The 19,241-nt window shown below is 70.8% G+C and carries 13 protein-coding genes and 1 pseudogene; 5 read left to right on the forward strand and 9 right to left on the reverse strand.

The genetic code is table 11. The annotated features are described in order from the left end of the window. Positions 1–215: 215 nt before the first annotated feature. From LWJ43_RS13420 to LWJ43_RS13440, 5 genes and pseudogenes are all read right to left on the reverse strand, one after another. Positions 216–794: pseudogene (locus LWJ43_RS13420) on the reverse strand (TetR/AcrR family transcriptional regulator); the annotation flags it as partial. A gap of 197 nt (positions 795–991) precedes the next feature. Beyond that, positions 992–1,879, reverse strand: coding sequence for an ABC transporter permease (locus tag LWJ43_RS13425; protein ID WP_277332487.1), 888 nt, complete (start codon positions 1,877–1,879; stop codon positions 992–994). Further along, on the reverse strand, positions 1,866–2,852 hold the full coding sequence (locus LWJ43_RS13430; protein ID WP_277332488.1) for an ABC transporter ATP-binding protein: 987 nt from the start codon (positions 2,850–2,852) through the stop codon (positions 1,866–1,868). Before LWJ43_RS13430 ends, LWJ43_RS13425 begins: the two co-directional genes overlap by 14 nt. A 150-nt stretch (positions 2,853–3,002) precedes the next feature. Next, complete coding sequence (locus LWJ43_RS13435) at positions 3,003–4,226, reverse strand: LolA family protein (protein WP_277332489.1); 1,224 nt, start codon at positions 4,224–4,226, stop codon at positions 3,003–3,005. Between the two features lie 269 nt (positions 4,227–4,495). Next, positions 4,496–5,506: a polyprenyl synthetase family protein gene (locus tag LWJ43_RS13440; RefSeq protein ID WP_277332490.1), complete on the reverse strand. Its 1,011-nt coding sequence runs from the start codon at positions 5,504–5,506 to the stop codon at positions 4,496–4,498. 156 nt (positions 5,507–5,662) lie between these two features. Here LWJ43_RS13440 and LWJ43_RS13445 point away from each other — a divergent pair, with 156 nt between their 5' ends. The 5 genes from LWJ43_RS13445 (at position 5,663) to LWJ43_RS13465 (ending at position 11,931) form a co-directional block, all read left to right on the forward strand. Further along, on the forward strand, positions 5,663–7,162 hold the full coding sequence (locus LWJ43_RS13445) for a peptide MFS transporter (protein ID WP_277332491.1): 1,500 nt from the start codon (positions 5,663–5,665) through the stop codon (positions 7,160–7,162). 9 nt (positions 7,163–7,171) lie between these two features. Then, on the forward strand, positions 7,172–9,166 hold the full coding sequence (locus LWJ43_RS13450) for a CocE/NonD family hydrolase (RefSeq protein WP_277332492.1): 1,995 nt from the start codon (positions 7,172–7,174) through the stop codon (positions 9,164–9,166). Between the two features lie 110 nt (positions 9,167–9,276). Further along, positions 9,277–10,506: a fumarylacetoacetase gene (gene fahA / locus LWJ43_RS13455; protein ID WP_277332493.1), complete on the forward strand. Its 1,230-nt coding sequence runs from the start codon at positions 9,277–9,279 to the stop codon at positions 10,504–10,506. After that, a complete protein-coding gene (locus LWJ43_RS13460) occupies positions 10,503–11,174 on the forward strand; it encodes a GOLPH3/VPS74 family protein (RefSeq protein WP_277332494.1) in 672 nt (223 codons plus the stop codon). The genes fahA and LWJ43_RS13460 overlap by 4 nt, the downstream gene beginning before the upstream one ends. A gap of 151 nt (positions 11,175–11,325) precedes the next feature. Next, the gene (locus LWJ43_RS13465) at positions 11,326–11,931 is read left to right on the forward strand and encodes a Uma2 family endonuclease (protein WP_277332495.1); all 606 of its coding nucleotides are present in this window, start codon (positions 11,326–11,328) and stop codon (positions 11,929–11,931) included. Between the two features lie 27 nt (positions 11,932–11,958). Here LWJ43_RS13465 and recQ read toward each other — a convergent pair whose 3' ends face one another. From recQ to nuoL, 4 genes are all read right to left on the reverse strand, one after another. Beyond that, the gene (gene recQ / locus LWJ43_RS13470) at positions 11,959–13,968 is read right to left on the reverse strand and encodes a DNA helicase RecQ (protein ID WP_277332496.1); all 2,010 of its coding nucleotides are present in this window, start codon (positions 13,966–13,968) and stop codon (positions 11,959–11,961) included. Between the two features lie 116 nt (positions 13,969–14,084). After that, positions 14,085–15,749, reverse strand: coding sequence for an NADH-quinone oxidoreductase subunit NuoN (gene nuoN / locus LWJ43_RS13475; protein ID WP_277332497.1), 1,665 nt, complete (start codon positions 15,747–15,749; stop codon positions 14,085–14,087). Next, positions 15,746–17,317, reverse strand: coding sequence for an NADH-quinone oxidoreductase subunit M (locus LWJ43_RS13480; RefSeq protein WP_277332498.1), 1,572 nt, complete (start codon positions 17,315–17,317; stop codon positions 15,746–15,748). Before LWJ43_RS13480 ends, nuoN begins: the two co-directional genes overlap by 4 nt. Positions 17,318–17,321: 4 nt before the next feature. Next, complete coding sequence (gene nuoL, locus LWJ43_RS13485) at positions 17,322–19,241, reverse strand: NADH-quinone oxidoreductase subunit L (protein WP_277332499.1); 1,920 nt, start codon at positions 19,239–19,241, stop codon at positions 17,322–17,324.

The raw sequence follows: 19,241 nt of genomic DNA on the forward strand, positions 1-19,241 counted from the left end.
AACGGCTCCCCACCCGAGGACGTACGTCCGGCACCACGGACCTCGCCCGGGCACGGACCACTTCAGCTGACGTGCCCCGGCGCGGGGGCACCACCCGGCCCCGGACGCCCCGGACCCTCACCCGCTCCGCCCGCCGGAGCACGCTCCTCCGCGGCGGAACCGGCGGACCCGGCGGAACCGGCGGAACCGGCGGAACCGGCGGAACCGGCGGACCCGGCGGACAGGGACCGGAGCACGTGGGCGACCAGCGCGGCGACCGTCGCCTCGTCCTGGGCCGGCTTGCGCAGTACATGGCGGTAGTAGACCGGGCCGTAGAGCATCTCCACCGCGAGCGGGAGGTCGGCGCCCTCCGGTATCTGCCCCTGGCCCTGGGCCCGGCGCAGGCGCCCCACGGCCGCCTCGACGCGTGGGCCGACCAGCTGTTCACGGACGGCCTTCGCGAGGTCGTCGTCGTGGTGCATCTCCGACAGGATCCCGCTGTAGGCAGGCCCGTACGGCGGTGTCGAGATCAGCCTCACGAGACCGTTGACGTGCGTCCGCAGATCGGCCTCGATCTCACCGGTGTCGACGAACGGCGTGGCACCGGCGAGCATCTCGGCGAAGGCCTCCAGCATCACCGCGCCCTTGGACGGCCACCAGCGGTAGATCGTCTTCTTGCTCACGCCGGCGCGGGCGGCGATCGCCTCGACGGTGACCCGGCCGTACCCCTTCTCCGTACAGAGCTCCAGGGCGGCGTCCAGCGTCGCCCGTCGTGACCTCTCGCTGCGACGCAGGGAACTCGGCGATGTGATCATTCGGTGAGCATAGGGGGATTCTCCCCACCGCTTGTTGACAGGTCGTCGCCAAAAGTCGAACAATGACCAGGCTGGAAACGGAACGTACCGTGTCGTGACGTTCCGTGCAGCACACCGTTCGTGCCGTTCGTGCCGCGACGAGCCGATCGGGGGACGGCTCGACCGGCCGACGGTACGGACGGCCGGTGCCGGACCCCTCAGACGCTGATGTCCTTCGTGGTGAGGCGCGCCCAGGCCGCAGAGCCGAACACCGCTGCGTACAGCGCCTGCAGGCCCAGGTTACTGACGATCTCGTCCCGGTAGACCGGCTCGCGCAGCAGGTCCGTGAAGGACATCCAGTAGTGCGGGAAGAGATACGGGTGGATCCCTTCGAGCTGCGGCATCGTGTCCAGGATCTGGACGGTGATCAGCACCCCGACGGTGGCCGCCATCGCCGCGACACCGCTGTCGGTGAGGGTCGAGACGAAGAGGCCCAGTGCCGCGAAGCCCACGAGGGAAGCCGCCACCGCGACCGCGACGAGCAGGGCCCGCAGCAGTCCTTCGCCGAAGCCGATCCTCGTCCCCGAGATCGTCGTGACCTCCCCGACGGGAAAAAGAAGCGCCCCGACCGCCAGCGCCGAGGCCGCCACGACAAGGGTGGCGGCCAGGCAGAACGTCAGTACGGAGGCGTACTTCGCGAGCAGCAGCCGGGTGCGGCCCGCCGGTGCCACCAGCAGGTAGCGCAGGGTGCCGCCGCTCGCCTCGCCCGCGACGGAGTCCCCCGCGATGACGCCGACCGCCATCGGGAGGAAGACCGGGAGGGTCGCTGAGAGAGCGGCGAAGACCAGGAACAGACCGTTGCCGGTGATCTGCGGGAGGAAGGCGGGGCCGCTCCCGCCGCCGGGCCCGCCCCGCGAGCCGTCGCCCGTCTCGATCCGGACGGCGATCCCGATGAGGACGGGAACGGCCGCCAGCACTCCGAGCAGGGCCAGGGTGCGCCACCGGCGGAACATGGTGGTCAGCTCGGAGCGGAGGAGCCCGAGGGTCCACAGCGCCCGGCGCGGTGTGCGGGGCGCGGAGACCGCGGTGAGTTCAGCCTGCGACATCGAATCCCTCTCCGGTGAGTGCGACGAAGGCGTCCTCCAGCGAGGCCCTCTCGACGCCGAAGGCGCGTACGCGGACGCCGCCGTGCACCAGGGCGGCGCTGAGCTCCGCGAGTTCCACCTCGCCCGGTGGCGCGTCGGCGCTCACCCTGTCCCCCTCGGTCACGAGGCCCGTCGCCCCGTGTGCCGCGAGGATGCCGGCCGCGGCGCCGGGGTCCGGGGTGGTCACGCCGAGCCGGCCCCGGGCTCCCGAGGCCAGGGCGGCGACCGGGCCCTGGACGAGGAGCCGGCCGCGGGCCATCACCGCCGCGTGGGTGCAGACCTGTTCGATCTCGTCGAGGAGGTGGGAGGAGAGGAAGACGGTGGTGCCCTCGGCCGCGAGCTCCCGCACCAGGGAGCGGATCTCACGCATGCCCTGCGGGTCGAGGCCGTTGGTCGGTTCGTCCAGCACGAGCAGCCGGCGCGGCCGGAGGAGAGCGGCGGCCAGTCCGAGGCGCTGCTTCATCCCGAGCGAGTACGCCTTGGCCTTCCTGCCCGCCGCCGTGGCGAGCCCGACCCGGTCGAGGGCGTCGCCGACGCGTGCGCGCCGGGTGCGCGGATCGGACGACGGGTCGGCGGAGTCGAAGCGCACGAGGTTGTCGCGACCCGTCAGGAACCCGTACAGCGCGGGCCCTTCGATGAGCGCGCCGACCTGGGGGAGCACCGTGCGGGCGGCTGCCGGCATGGGACGGCCCAGGACGTGTGCGGTGCCGGAGGTCGGGTCGATGAGCCCCATGAGCATCCGGATGGTGGTGGTCTTGCCGGAGCCGTTGGGTCCCAGGAAGCCGAAGACGCTGCCGGAGGGGACTGCGAGGTCGAGGCCGTCGACGGCCAACTGCCCGCCCCGGTAGCGCTTGGTGAGCCCGCGCGTCGCGATCACCGTGCCCTGCTCCGGCCCGGTCCCGGGCCCCGCCGTCGCTGCCGCCGTGTCGGTCATGCGCACTCCCGGTCCTGTCCCGCCGTGTCCGGCGCCCCGTGCCCGACGGGGCTGCCTGTCGCACGAACCGCCCCGCCGTACGGAGCGTACGACGGGGCGGGGCGTGTGGTGCGTCCTGCTCGGCGGTGTCGGCCGCCGTCATCTGCGCGTCTACTTGGCGGCGTCGGCCGCCTTCACCAGCGCGTCCTTCGTGACCGCGCCGACGTAGACCTTGCCGTCGTCCGTCAGCAGGGCGTTGACCAGGCGCGTCTTGAAGACCGTGCCCGATCCGAAGTCGCCGGTGACCTTGTCGCCGAGGGCGTCCAGGAACTGCTGCGCCTGCGCCGGTACGTCGCCGGAGCCCGTGGCGGGGAGGCCCGCCCCGCCCGGGACGTCGATTTCGGCGACGGCGTTCCAGCCCTTGCCGATGACGTTGAGGCCCTGGAAGTCCTCCAGCGCGCCCAGGTCCTTCCGCGCCTTGTCCGCGGCGCCCTTCTTCTCGGCCTCGGCCTGCATCTCGTCGGCCTCGGTCACCTTGGCACCCTTGGGCGGGGTGAAGGAGAAGGAGGAGGCGTCGGGCTTCGCGAAGTCGACCTGGGTGAAGCCCGCGTCGACCGCGGCCTTGCCGCCGCTGCTCGGGGCAAGCGTGAACTTCAGCGGTACACCGGTCGACGCGTCGACCGCGACCGTGACGGAGCCGATCGTGGAACCGGACTGCTTCGGCTTGATCACGAGTTTGTAGGCGTCGCGCCCGGCCACCTGCGCCGTGCCGTCGACCGTGACGGACGTGGTGTCGTCCGCGGCGGCGAGGGCCTCCTCGGCGAGCTCCTTCGGGGTTCCCGGAACGCCCTTCGGCGCCTTGTCGGCCTTGCCGCCCGCGCGCTCGTTCCCCCCGGACTCCGCGTGGTAGACCTCGTCGCTCGCGCTGTCGTAGCCCCAGACGTCGTCCCCGTTGTGGACGAGGCTGTACTCCGAGCCCTCGCCGAGGATCGAGAGTCGCTGCTTCTCGGGGCCGTCGACCGCGACCCGGAGGGTGTGCGTCCCCGAGGCGAGGTCCATCAGCTTGCTCTCGGGGGCCGCACTCGACTCCGCCGGTCCCGCGCCCGGCGCGAAGGAGCCCGCGAGTCCGCCGAGCGACGGGATCCCGAGGTCGGTGCTGACCTTCACCGTGCCGGAGAGCTGCTGCTCGTCCGACGCGGCGATCTTCTCGATGAGTTCCTGCGCGGTGATGTCCGGGAGGTCCGGGTCGCCGGAGTCCGCGAGCGCGGGGACGAGTCCGATCGTCGCCGCCGCCACCCCCGCCACAGCGAACGGGACGATGTAGCGCGCCGCCTTACGGCGGCCCACGACAGTGCCCGTGGCCTCGTTGGTCTCCGCGCTGTCGTTCGGTGCCATGTGTGCTCTACCTCCGTGGTCGGCGGCTGCCATCCCGTTGCACTCGTCCACTCCCCGCCGCCATTCTCACCCGATGTGGTCAGGAGTGGTTGTCATCCATCTGACCAAATCGGGCGAGGACAAGCGTCAGTCCTCGGGAGCAACTGTGCGTACCTCTCCGGGATGACCCCGGGGGTTGGGGGCCCGCCGAGCCCCTAGGGGTTCGGCGGACGGCTGTGGGCCGACCGGGGGCCCGAGGATTCGCCGGACGGCGGCGGGGCGTCCGGGCGTCAGCCCGCCCGGTGCACCACGGCGTCGCACAGCTCTTCGAGCGCGGCCTTCGCGTAGCACTCGGGCAGCGGTGCCAGCGTCGCCCGTGCCTCCTGGGCGTACCGGACGGTGTCGCGCCGTGCCTGTTCGAGCGCGGGGTGGGCGCGGAGCCGGCGCAGCGCCTCCGCGAGCCGGGCGTCGTCGGCGAGGTCGCCGTCGAGCAGTTCCACGAGCTCCTTGTCCTCCGGGCTGCCGTCGGCCGCGGCACGCGCGCGCAGGTGGAGGACCGGGAGGGTCGGGATGCCCTCGCGCAGGTCGGTGCCGGGTGTCTTGCCCGACTCGTGTGAGTCGCTGGCGATGTCGAGGACGTCGTCGGCGAGCTGGAAGGCGATGCCGAGGCGTTCGCCGTACTGGGTGAGGATGTCGACGACCGAGTCGTCGGCCCCCGCCATCAGGGCGCCGAACCTGCCGGACACGGCGACCAGCGAGCCGGTCTTGCCGCCCAGCACGTCCATGTAGTGGTCGACGGGGTCTCGTCCGTCGCGCGGGCCCGCGGTCTCCAGGATCTGACCGGTGACCAGGCGCTCGAACGCCTGCGCCTGGATGCGGACGGCCTCCGGGCCGAGGTCGGCCAGGATGTGCGAGGCCCGGGCGAAGAGGAAGTCGCCCGTCAGGACGGCTACGGAGTTGCCCCAGCGGGTGTTGGCGCTGTCCACCCCGCGGCGTACGTCCGCCTCGTCCATCACGTCGTCGTGGTACAGCGTCGCCAGGTGCGTCAGCTCGACGACCACGGCGGAGGGGACGACGCCGGGTGCGTCGGGGTCACCGAACTGGGCCGCGAGCATCACGAGCAGGGGCCGGAAACGCTTGCCCCCCGCACTGACGAGGTGCTGCGCGGCCTCCGTGATGAACGGGACCTCACTTTTGGTGGCATCCAGCAGCCCCGCCTCGACAGCGGCCAAACCGGCCTGGACATCGGCCTCAAGAGCCTGGTCCCGCACGCTCAGTCCGAACGGCCCGACGACGGTCACGAGGGGATCTCCTGTCTGCTGACGATCACACGGAATGTCGATGTGTCGCTGTCCTCACTCGAGTCAGCGTATCCGGTCCCCTTTGGATCACCGTGGGCGCCTTCCCGCCACCGCCGGTATGTTCGGCATCAGCTCATACGATCAGGAGTTGTCGTTTTGTCCCACACCGCGACCGGTGCCGATCCGGCCCTGCCACCGCCCGGAGACGATCACGCGTTCTTCGGGCAGCCACGGGGCCTGATGACCCTGTCCGGACTGGAGGTCTGGGAGCGTTTCTCGTTCCTCGGGATGCAGGCCATCCTGGTCCTCTTCTTCGCCGACCAGGTGTCCGACGGCGGTCTGGGGATGGATCCGGGTACCGCGGCGTCCGTGTCCGCCGCCTACGGCACCCTCGTCTATCTCGTGTCCGTCGCGGGCGGCTGGCTGGCCGACCGGATCCTCGGTTCGTACCGTGCCGTCCTGTACGGCGGCATCCTCATCGCCTGCGGCCACTACGCCATGGCCGTGCCGACGGCCACGATGACCTGGGTCGGCCTCGGCCTGATCAGCGCGGGCACAGGGCTGCTCAAGCCCAACGTGGCCTCGATGGTCGGCAAGCTCTACGGCACCGAGGACGACCGCCGCGACGCGGGCTTCGCGCTGTACTACATGGGCATCAACATCGGCGCTTTCGCGGGCCCGCTGGTCACCGGCTGGCTCGGTGAGCACGCGAGCTGGCACTGGGGGTTCTCGGCCGCCGCGTTCGGCATGACGCTCGGCCTGGTGCAGTACGTCGCCGGCCGGCGTCACCTGGCCGGGCGAAAGCACGCGGCGGAGTACGCGCTCGCGCCCGGGCCGATGCGCCGGGCCGTGCTGACGATCGTGGCCGGAACCGTGGTGGTCGCCCTGGTGGCGACTGCCCTGGCGCTGGCCGGCCGGCTCACGATGGACCGCTTCGTCGACGTCCTCACCCTCGTCTCGGTGATCGCGCCCGCCGTCTACTTCGCCGTGATGTTCAGGAGCCCCCGGGTCACCGCGGAGGAGCGCGGCAGGCTACGGCCGTACGTCGTGCTGTTCCTGGCGTCCGTCGTCTTCAACTTCATCCTGTTCCAGGCCTACTCGACCATGATCCTGCTCGCCTCGACGAACGCCCGTGCGGAGATCTTCGGCTTCCACTTCCCGGCGAGCTGGTACGCCTCCGCGCTGGGCGCCTTCGAGGTCGCGCTGGCGCCCGTCGTGGCCGCCGTGTGGGCCAGGATGGGCCCGCGCCAGCCGCACGCCTCAAACAAGATCGCGATCGGGGTGATCCTCGGCGGTCTGTCCTTCCTGCTGATGGTCCTGCCCACCTCGGGTCACGCCGACGGGACCTACGAGATGGCCGCCTGGTGGATCGTCGGCTCCTACCTGCTGCTCGGCCTGGGCGACATCCTGCTGGAGACCTCCGGCATGTCCGCCACCACGAAGCTCGCCCCCAGGGCCTTCGCCAGCCAGACGATGGCGCTGTGGTTCCTGTCCCTGGCCCTCGCCAACGGCATCCAGGCACAGATCGTGAAGCTCTACGGCGAGGTCTCCAACCCCGCCTACTTCGGTGTCAATGGCGCCATCGCGGTGGCGGCCGGTGTGGCCGTCATCGCCGCCGCTCCCTGGCTCAAGCGCACCATGCACCCCGTCCACTGAGGTACCGCCATGCGCATCCGCACCGATTTCCCGTACGAGACCACCCACGAGGACCTCTACATCCCCCTGGCCGGGGGCACCCAGCTGTACGCCCGGATCTGGCGGCCGGTCACCGACGAACCGGTGCCCGCCCTGCTGGAGTACCTGCCCTACCGGCTCAGCGACTGGACGGCGCCGCGCGACTGGCAGCGCCACCCCTGGTACGCGGGCCACGGGTACGCCTCGGTGCGGGTCGACGTGCGCGGGCACGGCAACAGCGAGGGCATGCCGGGCGACGAGTACGACGCGACGGAGCTCGCCGACGGGGTCGCCGTCGTGAACTGGCTGTCCCAGCAGGAGTGGTGCTCGGGCCGGGTCGGCATGTTCGGCATCTCCTGGGGCGGCTTCAACTCGCTTCAGATCGCCGCGCTCGCACCGGAGCCCCTGAAGGCGATCGTGACCGTCTGTTCGGCCGACGACCGCTACGACAACGACGTCCACTACATGGGCGGCTCCGTCCTGGGCGTGGACATGCACGCCTGGGCCTCCACCATGCTGGCCTTCGTGTCGCGGCCCCCGGACCCGGCCGACGTGGGCGACGACTGGCGGGACATGTGGCTGCGGCGGCTGGAGAAGGTCGAACCCCTCATCCACACGTGGCTGGCCCACCAGACCCGCGACGACTACTGGAAGCACGGCAGCGTCTGCGAGGACTACGGCGCCATCCGGGCGAAGGTCCTGGCGGTGGGCGGCTGGCACGACCCTTACCGCGACACCGTCCTGAGACTCGTCGAGCACCTGGACCCCGGGCAGGTACGCGGACTGATCGGCCCCTGGTCGCACCAGTACCCCGACCGCGGGCTGCCACCGGGCCCGGCGATCGGCTTCCTCCAGGAGACGCTGCGCTGGTGGGACCAGCACCTCAAGGACGAGGACACCGGGGTGATGAACGAGCCCCTGCTGCGGTCCTGGATCAGCGGCTCGCACCGCCCCGCCACGGTCTACGAGACGCTGCCCGGCCGCTGGGTCGGCGACGCGGCCTGGCCGTCCGAGAACGTCGCTCCGGTCACGTACGGCCTGGAGGGCGGACCGCAGACCGTGCGTTCACCGCAGCAGACCGGGCTGGACGCGGGCCGCTTCTTCCCGTTCGGCAACGACGCCGACCTGCCGCCCGACCAGCGGGACGAGGACGCCAAATCGGTGTGCTTCGAGTTCCCCGTCACGGACGCCCCCGTCGAGATCCTCGGCCGCCCCCGCGTGACCCTCCTGGTCCGGATGGACGTACCGCGCGGCCAGGCGATCGCCCGGCTCTGCGACGTGGCCCCGGACGGGGCCTCCACCCTGGTGACGCGCGGGGCCCTCAACCTCGCCACCCGTCACGGGCGCGACCGCGCGGAGGACTGGCCCGTCGGGCAGACCGAGTACGTGACCTTCGAGCTGAACGGCGTCGGGCACACCTTCCCGCCCGGCCACCGGATCAGGCTCGCCGTCTCCTCCTCGTACTGGCCGTGGATCTGGCCCCAGGCCGGTTCGGCGGGCTTCACGCTCGAGGCGGAGGGCAGCCTCGTCGAGCTCCCGGTGCGCCGGCACACCGAGGACCCGGGCATCACCTTCGGCGAACCGGAGCAGGCGGAGCCGCTCGGCGTCGTGTATCCGGCCACGCTCGACGAGCAGCGCCCGGAGCGCCTGGTGGTCCGTGACGTCGCCAAGGGCGAATGGCGGCTGGAGGTCGATCCGCGGTACGGCGGCACGCGTGTCTACCCGGACGGTCTGGAGTTCACCGAGGACGCCCTGGAGACGTACACGGTCCAGCAGGACGACCCGCTGTCGGCCCGGGCCCGTTCGGACTGGACGATCAGGCTGCACCGGCCGGAGATGTCCTGGGACGTGCGGGTCGAGACCCGCTCGGAGCTGAGCGCGGACGCGGACGACTTCATCACCTCCAACGAGGTCGTGTGCAGGGACGGTGACGAGATCGTCTTCCACCGGACCTGGGAGAAGCGGATCCCGCGGACGGCCGGCTGACCAGGGTTATCCCATAACCTTCCGGGCATTACGCCTACTTGAGGTACTGCCGCCGACCGGCGACGCCGACGTACCGTGTTCCTCAAGCGACTGGAAAGGGGCAGCGACAGATGCCCGAGCATGGCAGCCCGCTCGATCTGGCCGAGGGCGATCCCTTCGGTCCGCACAACCTTCCGTACGGTGTGTTCTCCATCCCCGGACACCCCGAGGGCCGAAGGGTGGGAGTCCGCGTCGGCGGACATGTACTGGACGCCGGGGCGGCGGCGCACGCACTCGGTTCGCCGTACGCCAGACTGCTGGCGCAGCCGAACCTGATGCCGCTGCTGGCGGCGGGGCGCACCGCGTGGCGGGACGTGCGGCGGGCACTGACGGCGTGGGTGACGGTCCCCTCCCACCGCCCGGAGCTGGAGCCGCTGCTGCACCCGCTGGAGTCGGTGACCCTGCACCTGCCGTACGAGGTCGCGGACTACGTCGACTTCTACGCCAGCGAGCACCACGCCACCAACGTGGGGCGGATCTTCCGCCCGGACGGGGCGGCTCTCACGCCCAACTGGAAGCACCTGCCGATCGGTTACCACGGGCGGGCCGGCACGGTCGTCGTCTCCGGCACGGACGTGGTGCGCCCCTCCGGGCAGCGCAAGGCGCCGTCGGACCCCGTCCCGGTCTTCGGCCCCTCGGTGAAGCTGGACATCGAGGCCGAGGTCGGCTTCGTCGTGGGCGTCCCCTCGGAGCAGGGGTCCCCCGTGGCCCTCGGCGACTTCCGTGAGCACGTCTTCGGGCTGTCCCTGCTCAACGACTGGTCAGCGCGGGACATCCAGGCCTGGGAGTACGTGCCGCTGGGCCCGTTCCTCGGCAAGTCCTTCGCGACCTCCGTCTCGGCGTGGGTGACCCCGCTGGAGGCTCTGGACGCGGCCCGCACGGCTCCGCCGGCCCGTGACGAGGACCTGCTCCCGTACCTGGAGGACGCGGACGACGAGGAGCCGGGCGGCTTCGACATCCGGATCTCGGTGGAGATCAACGGACAGACGGTCTCCGAGCCTCCGTTCTCCTCGATGTACTGGACCGCGGCCCAGCAGCTGGCGCAGATGACGGTGAACGGTGCCTCGCTGCGCACGGGCGACCTGTACGGCTCGGGCACCGTCAGCGGTGCGGAGCCCGCTCAGCGCGGCTCCCTGCTCGAGCTCACCTGGAACGGCCGTGACCCGCTGGAACTGGCCGAGGGCAAGCGGACGTTCCTGGAGGACGGGGACACCGTGACCCTGACCGCCTGGGCGCCCGGTCCGCACGGCACCCGGGTCGGGCTCGGCGAGGTCACGGGCCGGATCACGGCGCGGCAGTGAACGACGCCGCCCCCACGCTCCCCGAGGAACTGCTGCTGCTCGCCCTGGACCCCGTACGCGGAAAGCCGTACTGCCGGGGCAGGTTCCTGGAGTACGGCATCGCCGGGGCCGCCCTGGCGGAGCTGGAGCTCCAGGGACGGATCGCCGAGGAACGGGGCCGGGTGGTGGTCGTGAATCCGCTGGACCCGCCCGACCCGCTGCTCGCGGTGTTCCTGCACAGCCTCCCGCCTCCGGGCAAGGGCGGGTTCCTCTCCGGGGCGTCGGCCCGGCGCTGGGTGCGGCAGGCGGGGCGGCGGGCCGAGGGGCTGTATCTGGACGCCCTGGTGGAGCGTGGCGTCCTGCGCAGGGAGACCCGCCGCTTCCTCGGCCTGCTCCCCTACCACCGCCACCCGGCGGGCTCCGCCTCCACGGCGGAACAGGTGCGGCAGCGCTTCGAGGAGTCCCGGGCGGCGGGTCACCCCGACCGCAGGGGCCGGCTGCTCGCGGCGCTGGCGGCGGCGGTGGAGCTGCCGGCGGTCGTGCGGGGCGGCGACCGCCGCACGCGTGCCGCGACGCGGGCCCTGGTGCGCCAGGAGTGGCCGGCGCAAGCCGTGCACCGCAATGTGCGCCAGGACAAGGCGTCCCACACCGGTGGCGGGGACGGCGGGGGAAGCGGGGGCGGGGACTGACCCCGCGGGTCGTCCGCGGCGGGCGCGCCCCGGTGACGCGGGGCGCGGTGGTCAGCGTTACGGCAGGTGGTCACACGTTCGGGGGGACCTCATCGCGTTCCCTGCGGATACGCTGAGGAGGCCCGCGAGACTGCCTCCCATGGGAGCACTGATGAGCATCGAACCCGAGGCCCCCGAGCCGCGGTGGGCGGTCCCGCCCGTGGGCGGCTGGACCGCCGATGACCTGGACACACTCCCGAATCTGCCTCCGCACACGGAGCTGATCGACGGGAGTCTGGTTTTCGTGAGTCCGCAGACCGTGTTTCATGAGCGTGCGATCGACTACCTCAAGTGGCAACTGCAGTCGCTCGCACCGCTTGAGCTCGAAGTCTTCCGCGAATTCACCATCGACGTCGACTTCCAGAACCGGCCCGAACCCGATGTCGTCGTCGTACGTGCGGACGCGGTCGAGAGTCTGCGGCAGACACGGTTCCCCGCGAGCAGTGTGCTGCTCGCTGTCGAGGTCGTGTCGGACGAGTCCGTCACCCGGGACCGGGAGACCAAGCCCCTGAAGTACGCGCGGGCGAGGATCCCGCACTACTGGCGGGTGGAGAACAAGGACGGCAGGGCGGTCGTGTACGCCTTCGAGCTGGAGCCCGCCACCGGCGCCTACACCTCGACCGGGATCTTCCACGACCGGATGAAGGTGTCCACGCCCTTTCCCGTCGATCTCGACCTGACCGCGATCGTCTCACGACGCCGGGCGACCGACAGGTAGGGCCGGAGAGCGCGGCCCACCCGAGGATCAGTCGAACTCCGGGGGCTCCTCGTCCCAGCCGAACTCCGGGTCAGGGTCCGGGACCCGGGCGGCGGGCCGGGCCACCGGCGCCGGTCCGGACGCCCGGACCGGCGCGGGGCTCTGCGAAGCGTCCGGCGAGGACATCTCCGGTGCGACGGCCGACGGGCCCGTGTCCCCCAGCCCGGCCAGCACCTCCAGCACCCCCTCGCCGTACGTCGCCAGCTTCTTCTCGCCGAGCCCGCTGACGCCTCCCAGCTCCGCGAGGGAACCGGGTCGCAGTGCGGCGATCTCCCTCAGCGTCGCGTCGTGGAAGATCACATACGCCGGGAGGCCCAGCTCCTTGGCCTGGGCACCGCGCCAGGCGCGCAGCGCCTCGAAGACCGGTACGGCCTCCGCAGGCAGCTCCGCCACCGCTGCGGCCTTGCCCTTGCGCTCGCCGCCCGACGACGACCGGGTCGTGGGCCGCTTCGGCTCCTTGCGGAGCATCACCTCGCGCTCCCTGCCGAGCACGGTGCCGCTCGCCTCCGTCAGCACCAGCGTGCCGTACTCGCCCTCGACTGCGAGCAGCCCCTGAGCCAGCAGCTGGCGCACGACGCCCCGCCACTCCGCCTCGGCCAGCTCCTCGCCGATGCCGAAGACCGAGAGCTGGTCGTGGTCGAACTGGATGACCTTGGCCGTCTTGCGGCCCAGCAGGATGTCGATGATCTGCCCGGCCCCGAACTTCTGGTTCCGCTCGCGCTTCAGCCGGACCACGGTGGACAGCAGCTTCTGGGCGACCACCGTGCCGTCCCAGGTCTCGGGCGGGGCGAGGCAGGTGTCGCAGTTGCCGCAGACCTGCTCCCCGGGCTCCTGGCCGAAGTAGGTCAGGAGTTGGACGCGGCGGCACTGCACGGTCTCGCAGAGCGCCAGCATCGAGTCGAGGTGCGAGGCCGCGCGACGCCGGAACGCCTCGTCGCCCTCGCCGCCCTGGATCAGCTTGCGCTGCTGCACGACGTCCTGGAGTCCGTACGCCATCCAGGCCGTCGACGGCGCCCCGTCACGCCCCGCACGGCCGGTCTCCTGGTAGTACCCCTCGACGGACTTGGGCAGGTCCAGGTGGGCCACGAAGCGGACGTCGGGCTTGTCGATGCCCATGCCGAAGGCGATGGTCGCGACGACGACCAGGCCCTCCTCGCGCAGGAAGCGCGACTGGTGGGCGGCGCGCGTCGAGGCGTCCAGGCCCGCGTGGTACGGCACGGCCTCGACGCCGTTGCGGGAGAGGTACTCGGCGGTCTTCTCGGTGGAGTTGCGCGAGAGGCAGTAGACGATGCCCGCGTCCCCCGCGTGCTCCTCCTTCAGGAAGGTGAGCAGCTGCTTCTTCGGGTCGGACTTCCCCACGATGCGGTACTGGATGTTCGGCCGGTCGAAGCTGGCCACGAAGTGGCGGGCTTCGGGCATACCGAGCCGCTGGGTGATCTCCTTGTGCGTGGCCTCGGTCGCCGTGGCCGTCAGCGCGATGCGGGGCACGTCGGGCCAGCGCTCGCCGAGCACGGAGAGCGCCAGGTAGTCGGGGCGGAAGTCGTGGCCCCACTGGGCGACGCAGTGTGCCTCGTCGATGGCGAAGACGGAGATCTCGCCGCGGGCGAGCAGGGAGAGCGTCGAGTCCAGACGCAGCCGCTCGGGGGCGAGGTACAGCACGTCGAGCTCACCGGCGACGAACTGGGCCTCCATCGAGCGGCGCTCGTCGAAGTCCTGCGTGGAGTTCATGAAGCCCGCGCGGACGCCGAGGGCGCGCAGGGCGTCCACCTGGTCCTGCATGAGGGCGATCAGCGGGGAGATCACGATGCCGGTGCCCGGCCTGACCAGCGCGGGGATCTGGTAGCAGAGGGACTTGCCGCCACCGGTGGGCATGAGCACGACCGCGTCGCCGCCCCCGACGACGTGCTCGATCACCGCGCCCTGCTCGCCGCGGAACGCCTCGTACCCGAAGACCTTGTGCAGCGTCTGCTGCGCAGCGCTCTCGGTCGTCACACTCATGGTCGCGCCCGTCCGTCCGTCTTCACCCGTCTACAGCAACCATAGGCGCCGCGTACGACAACGCCGGACGGGCTTGACTTTCCAAGGCCGTCCGGCGCCGCGGCGCGTTCCCTTCGTTACCGCACGAACACTCCGGCCTGGCTCGCCAGGTCCAGGAAGTACTGCGGGGCCAGGCCGAGCACCAGGGTCACGGCGACCCCGACCGCGATCGTGGTCATCGTCAGCGGGGACGGGACGGCGACCGTGGGGCCGTCCGCCTGCGGCTCGCTGAAGAACATCAGGACGATGACCCGGATGTAGAAGAACGCGGCGATGGCCGACGAGATCACACCGACCACCACGAGCCCGCTCGCGCCGCCGTCCGCCGCCGCCTTGAAGACGGCGAACTTGCCGGAGAAGCCCGAGGTGAGCGGGATACCGGCGAAGGACAGCAGGAACACCGCGAAGACCGCCGCCGTCAGCGGCGAGCGCCGGCCGAGACCGGCCCACTTCGACAGATGGGTCGCCTCGCCGCCGGCGTCCCGCACCAGGGTGACGACGGCGAAGGCGCCGACGGTCACGAAGGAGTACACGGCCAGGTAGAAGAGGACGGACGAGATGCCCTCCGGACTGGCCGCGATGACACCCGCGAGGATGAATCCCGCGTGGGCGATCGAGGAGTAGGCCAGGAGCCGCTTGATGTCGGTCTGGGTGATCGCGACGATCGCCCCGCCCAGCATCGTGACGATCGCGACGCCCCACATGACGGGGCGCAGGTCCCAGGTGAGACCGGGCAGCACCACGTAGAGCAGGCGCAGCAGCGCACCGAAGGCGGCGACCTTGGTGGCGGCGGCCATGAAGCCGGTGACCGGGGTCGGGGCGCCCTGGTAGACGTCCGGGGTCCACATGTGGAACGGGACGGCGCCGACCTTGAAGAGCAGGCCCATGAGGATCATCGCCCCGCCGATCAGCAGCAGCGCGTCGTTGCCCATGGTGGAGGCGAGCGCCGGGTCGATCTGCTGGACGCTGCCGTCGACGACGTCTCCGATGCCCGCGTACGAGACGGTTCCCGCGTATCCGTAGAGCAGGGCGATCCCGAAGAGCAGGAAGGCCGAGGAGAACGCGCCGAGCAGGAAGTACTTCACGGCGGCCTCCTGTGACATCAGCCGCTTGCGGCGGGCGACGGCGCACAGGAGGTAGAGCGGGAGGGAGAAGACCTCGAGCGCGACGAAGAGCGTCAGCAGGTCGTTGGCCGCGGGGAAGACCAGCATGCCCGCCACGGAGAAGAGGGCCAGCGGGAAGACCTCGGTCGTGGTGAAACCGGCCTTGACCGCGGCCTTCTCCCCGTCGCTGCCGGGCACCGCCCCCGCCTGGGCGGCGAAGGAGTCCACGCGGTTGCCGTGCGAGGCCGGATCGAGGCGCCGCTCGGCGAAGGTGAAGACGGAGACCACCGAGACGAGCAGGATGGTGCCCTGGAGGAACAGGGCCGGTCCGTCGACGGCGATGGCGCCCATGGCCGCGATGTGGGCGTTCTTCGCGGCGTAACCGTCGGCGGCGAGCCCGATCACCGCGGCGAACGCCGCCGCGATCGCGACGACCGTAAGGAACACCTGGGTGGTGTAGCGGGCCCGTCGCGGGACGAACGCCTCCACCAGGATCCCGAGGACGGCGGCACCGACCACGATCAGGACGGGTGCCAGTTGGGCGTACTCGATGGTCGGTGCGGTGAACCTGTCGCCCGGCGCTGCCGTCGTCACCTCGCCCGCCTTCGTCCACAGGCTGTGGACAGCTGTTGCGCTCACTTGGCGGCCTCCACCTCGGGCTGGGGGTCCTTCTTCTGTACGTCGTGCATGGTGTGCTGGACCGCCGGGTTGACCACGTCGGTCAGCGGCTGCGGGAAGACACCCAGGAAGATCAGCAGGGCGATCAGCGGAAGGGCCACCGCCAGTTCGCGGACCTTGAGGTCGGGCATGCCCCCGATCCCTTCCCTGACCGGCCCCGTCATCGTCCGCTGGTAGAGGACGAGGACGTACAGCGCGGCGAGCACGATGCCGACGGTGGCGATGATGCCGGCCACCGGGTACGCGCTGAACGCACCGACCAGGACCAGGAACTCACTGACGAACGGGGCGAGGCCCGGCAGCGAGAGCGTCGCCAGTCCGCCGATGAGGAAGGTCCCCGCCAGGAGGGGAGCCACCTTCTGCACCCCGCCGTAGTCGGCGATGAGCCGCGAACCCCGCCGGGTGATCAGGAATCCGGCGACCAGCATCAGCGCGGCCGTCGAGAGACCGTGGTTGACCATGTAGAGCGTGGCGCCCGACTGGCCCTGACTGGTCATCGCGAAGATCCCGAGCACGATGAAGCCGAAGTGCGAGATCGACGCGTAGGCGATGAGCCGCTTGATGTCGCGCTGGCCGACGGCGAGCAGGGCGCCGTAGACGATGGAGATCAGCGCCAGGACGAGGATCACCGGCGTCGCCCACTTGCTGGCCTCCGGGAACAGCTGGAGGCAGAAGCGGAGCATCGCGAAGGTGCCGACCTTGTCGACGACCGCGGTGATCAGGACGGCCACCGGGGTGGTCGCCTCCCCCATCGCGTTGGGCAGCCAGGTGTGCAGCGGCCACAGCGGGGCCTTCACCGCGAAGGCGAAGAAGAACCCGAGGAACAGCCACCGCTCGGTGGAGGTCGCCATGTCCAGCGAGCCGTTGGCCCGCGCCGCGGCGATCTCCGAGAGCGAGAAGCTCCCCGCGACGACGTAGAGCCCGATGACGGCGGCCAGCATGATGAGCCCGCCGGCCAGGTTGTAGAGGAGGAACTTCACCGCGGCGTAGCTGCGCTGCGCCGCCGCGTTCTCGTCGCTGCCCGAGTGCGCGCGGTCCCCGAAGCCTCCGATGAGGAAGTACATCGGGATGAGCATGGCTTCGAAGAGGATGTAGAAGAGGAAGACGTCGGTGGCCACGAAGGACAGGATCACCATCGCTTCGACCATCAGGATCAGGGCGAAGAAGCCCTGAGTGGGACGCCACCGGGAGCTGTTCGTCTCCAGGGGATCGGCGTCGTGCCAGCCGGCCAGGATCACGAAGGGGATCAGCAGTGCGGTGAGCGCGAGGAGCGCCACCCCGATGCCGTCGACGCCCAGTTCGTAACGGACGCCGAAGTCCTTGATCCAGGCGTGCGACTCGGTGAGCTGGTAGCGGTCACCGCCCGGTTCGAAGCGGGCGAACACGATGCCGGCCAGGACGAGTGTGGCCAGCGAGACGGCCAGGGCGAGCCACTTCGCCGCCGTGCGCCGTGCGGCCGGGACGGCGGCGGTGGCGATCGCGCCGATCGCCGGGAGCGCCGCCGTCGCTGTCAGGAGGGGAAAGGACATGTGATCAGACCGCCCTCATCAGCAGGGTCGCGGCGATGAGGACCGCCGCACCGCCGAACATCGAGACCGCGTAGGAGCGGGCGTAGCCGTTCTGCAGCTTGCGCAGCCGGCCGGAGAGCCCGCCCATCGAGGCGGCCGTGCCGTTGACGACTCCGTCGACCAGGGTGTGGTCGACGTAGACCAGGGAGCGGGTGAGGTGTTCGCCGCCGCGGACCAGGACCACGTGGTTGAAGTCGTCCTGGAGGAGGTCCCGCCGGGCCGCCCTGGTGAGCAGGGAACCGCGCGGGGCGACGGCCGGGACGGACCTGCGCCCGTACATGGCCCAGGCGACGGCGACACCGATGACGAGCACCACCATGGTGGCGGCGGTGACGGTGGTGGCGCTGACCGGGGCGTGTCCGTGGTCGTGTCCGGTGACGGGCTCCAGCCAGTGCAGGAAGCGGTCGCCGATGGAGAAGAAGCCTCCGGCGAAGACCGACCCGAAGGCCAGCACGATCATCGGGATCGTCATGGACTTCGGTGACTCGTGCGGGTGGGGCTCGTGGCCCTCGCCCGCGGCGGAGCCGCCATCGGATGCAGTCGGCTGCCAGCGCTTCTCGCCGAAGAACGTCATCAGCATCACGCGCGTCATGTAGAACGCGGTGATCGCGGCGCCCAGCAGCGTGACCGAACCGAGGATCCAGCCCTCGGTGCCGCCCTTGGCGAAGGCCGCCTCGATGATCATGTCCTTGGAGAAGAAGCCGGACAGGCCGGGGAAGCCGATGATCGCGAGGTACCCGAGGCCGAAGGTGACGAAGGTGACCGGCATGAACTTCCGCAGGCCGCCGTACCTCCGCATGTCCACCTCGTCGTTCATGCCGTGCATGACCGAACCGGCGCCGAGGAAGAGCCCGGCCTTGAAGAAGCCGTGCGTCACCAGGTGCATGATCGCGAAGACGTAACCGATGGGGCCGAGGCCCGCGGCGAGGATCATGTAGCCGATCTGCGACATCGTCGACCCGGCGAGGGCCTTCTTGATGTCGTCCTTCGCGCAACCGACGATCGCACCGAAGAGGAGCGTGACGGCACCCACGACCACGACGACCAGTTGTGCGTCGGGCGCCCCGTTGAAGACGGCGCCGGAGCGGACGATGAGGTAGACGCCGGCGGTGACCATGGTGGCGGCGTGGATGAGGGCCGAGACCGGGGTCGGGCCCTCCATCGCGTCACCGAGCCAGGACTGCAGCGGCACCTGGGCCGACTTGCCGCAGGCGGCGAGGAGCAGCATCAGGCCGATCGCGGTGAGCTTGCCCTCGCTCGTGTCCCCGGTGGCTTCGAACACCGGCCCGAAGGCGAACGTGCCGAAGGTGGTGAACATCAGCATGATCGCGATGGACAGGCCCATGTCGCCGACGCGGTTGACCAGGAAGGCCTTCTTCGCTGCGGTGGCCGCGCTGGGCTTGTGCTGCCAGAAGCCGATGAGCAGGTACGACGCCAGACCGACGCCCTCCCACCCGACGTACAGCAGGAGGTAGTTGTCGGCGATGACCAGGATGAGCATCGCCGCGAGGAAGAGGTTCAGGTAGCCGAAGAAGCGGCGGCGACGCTCGTCGTGCTCCATGTACCCGACGGAGTAGACGTGGATCAGCGTGCCCACACCCGTGATCAGCAGGACGAACGTCATCGACAACTGGTCGAGCTGGAAGGCCACGTCGGCCTGGAAACCCTCGACGGGGATCCAGCTGTACAGGTGCTGGCGCAGGGTGCGGTCCTCGGCACCCCTGCCCAGCATGTCGGTGAACAGGACGGCACCGATGACGAAGGACGCGGCGGCGAGCGCCGTGCCGATCCAGTGTCCGGCCCGGTCGAGCCGGCGGCCGCCGCAGAGCAGGACCACCGCTCCGAGCAGGGGCGCCGCGACCAGCAGCGCAATCAGGTTTTCCAC

The sequence above is a fragment of the Streptomyces sp. JH34 genome, assembly GCF_029428875.1.
Classification (GTDB): Bacteria; Actinomycetota; Actinomycetes; order Streptomycetales; family Streptomycetaceae; genus Streptomyces.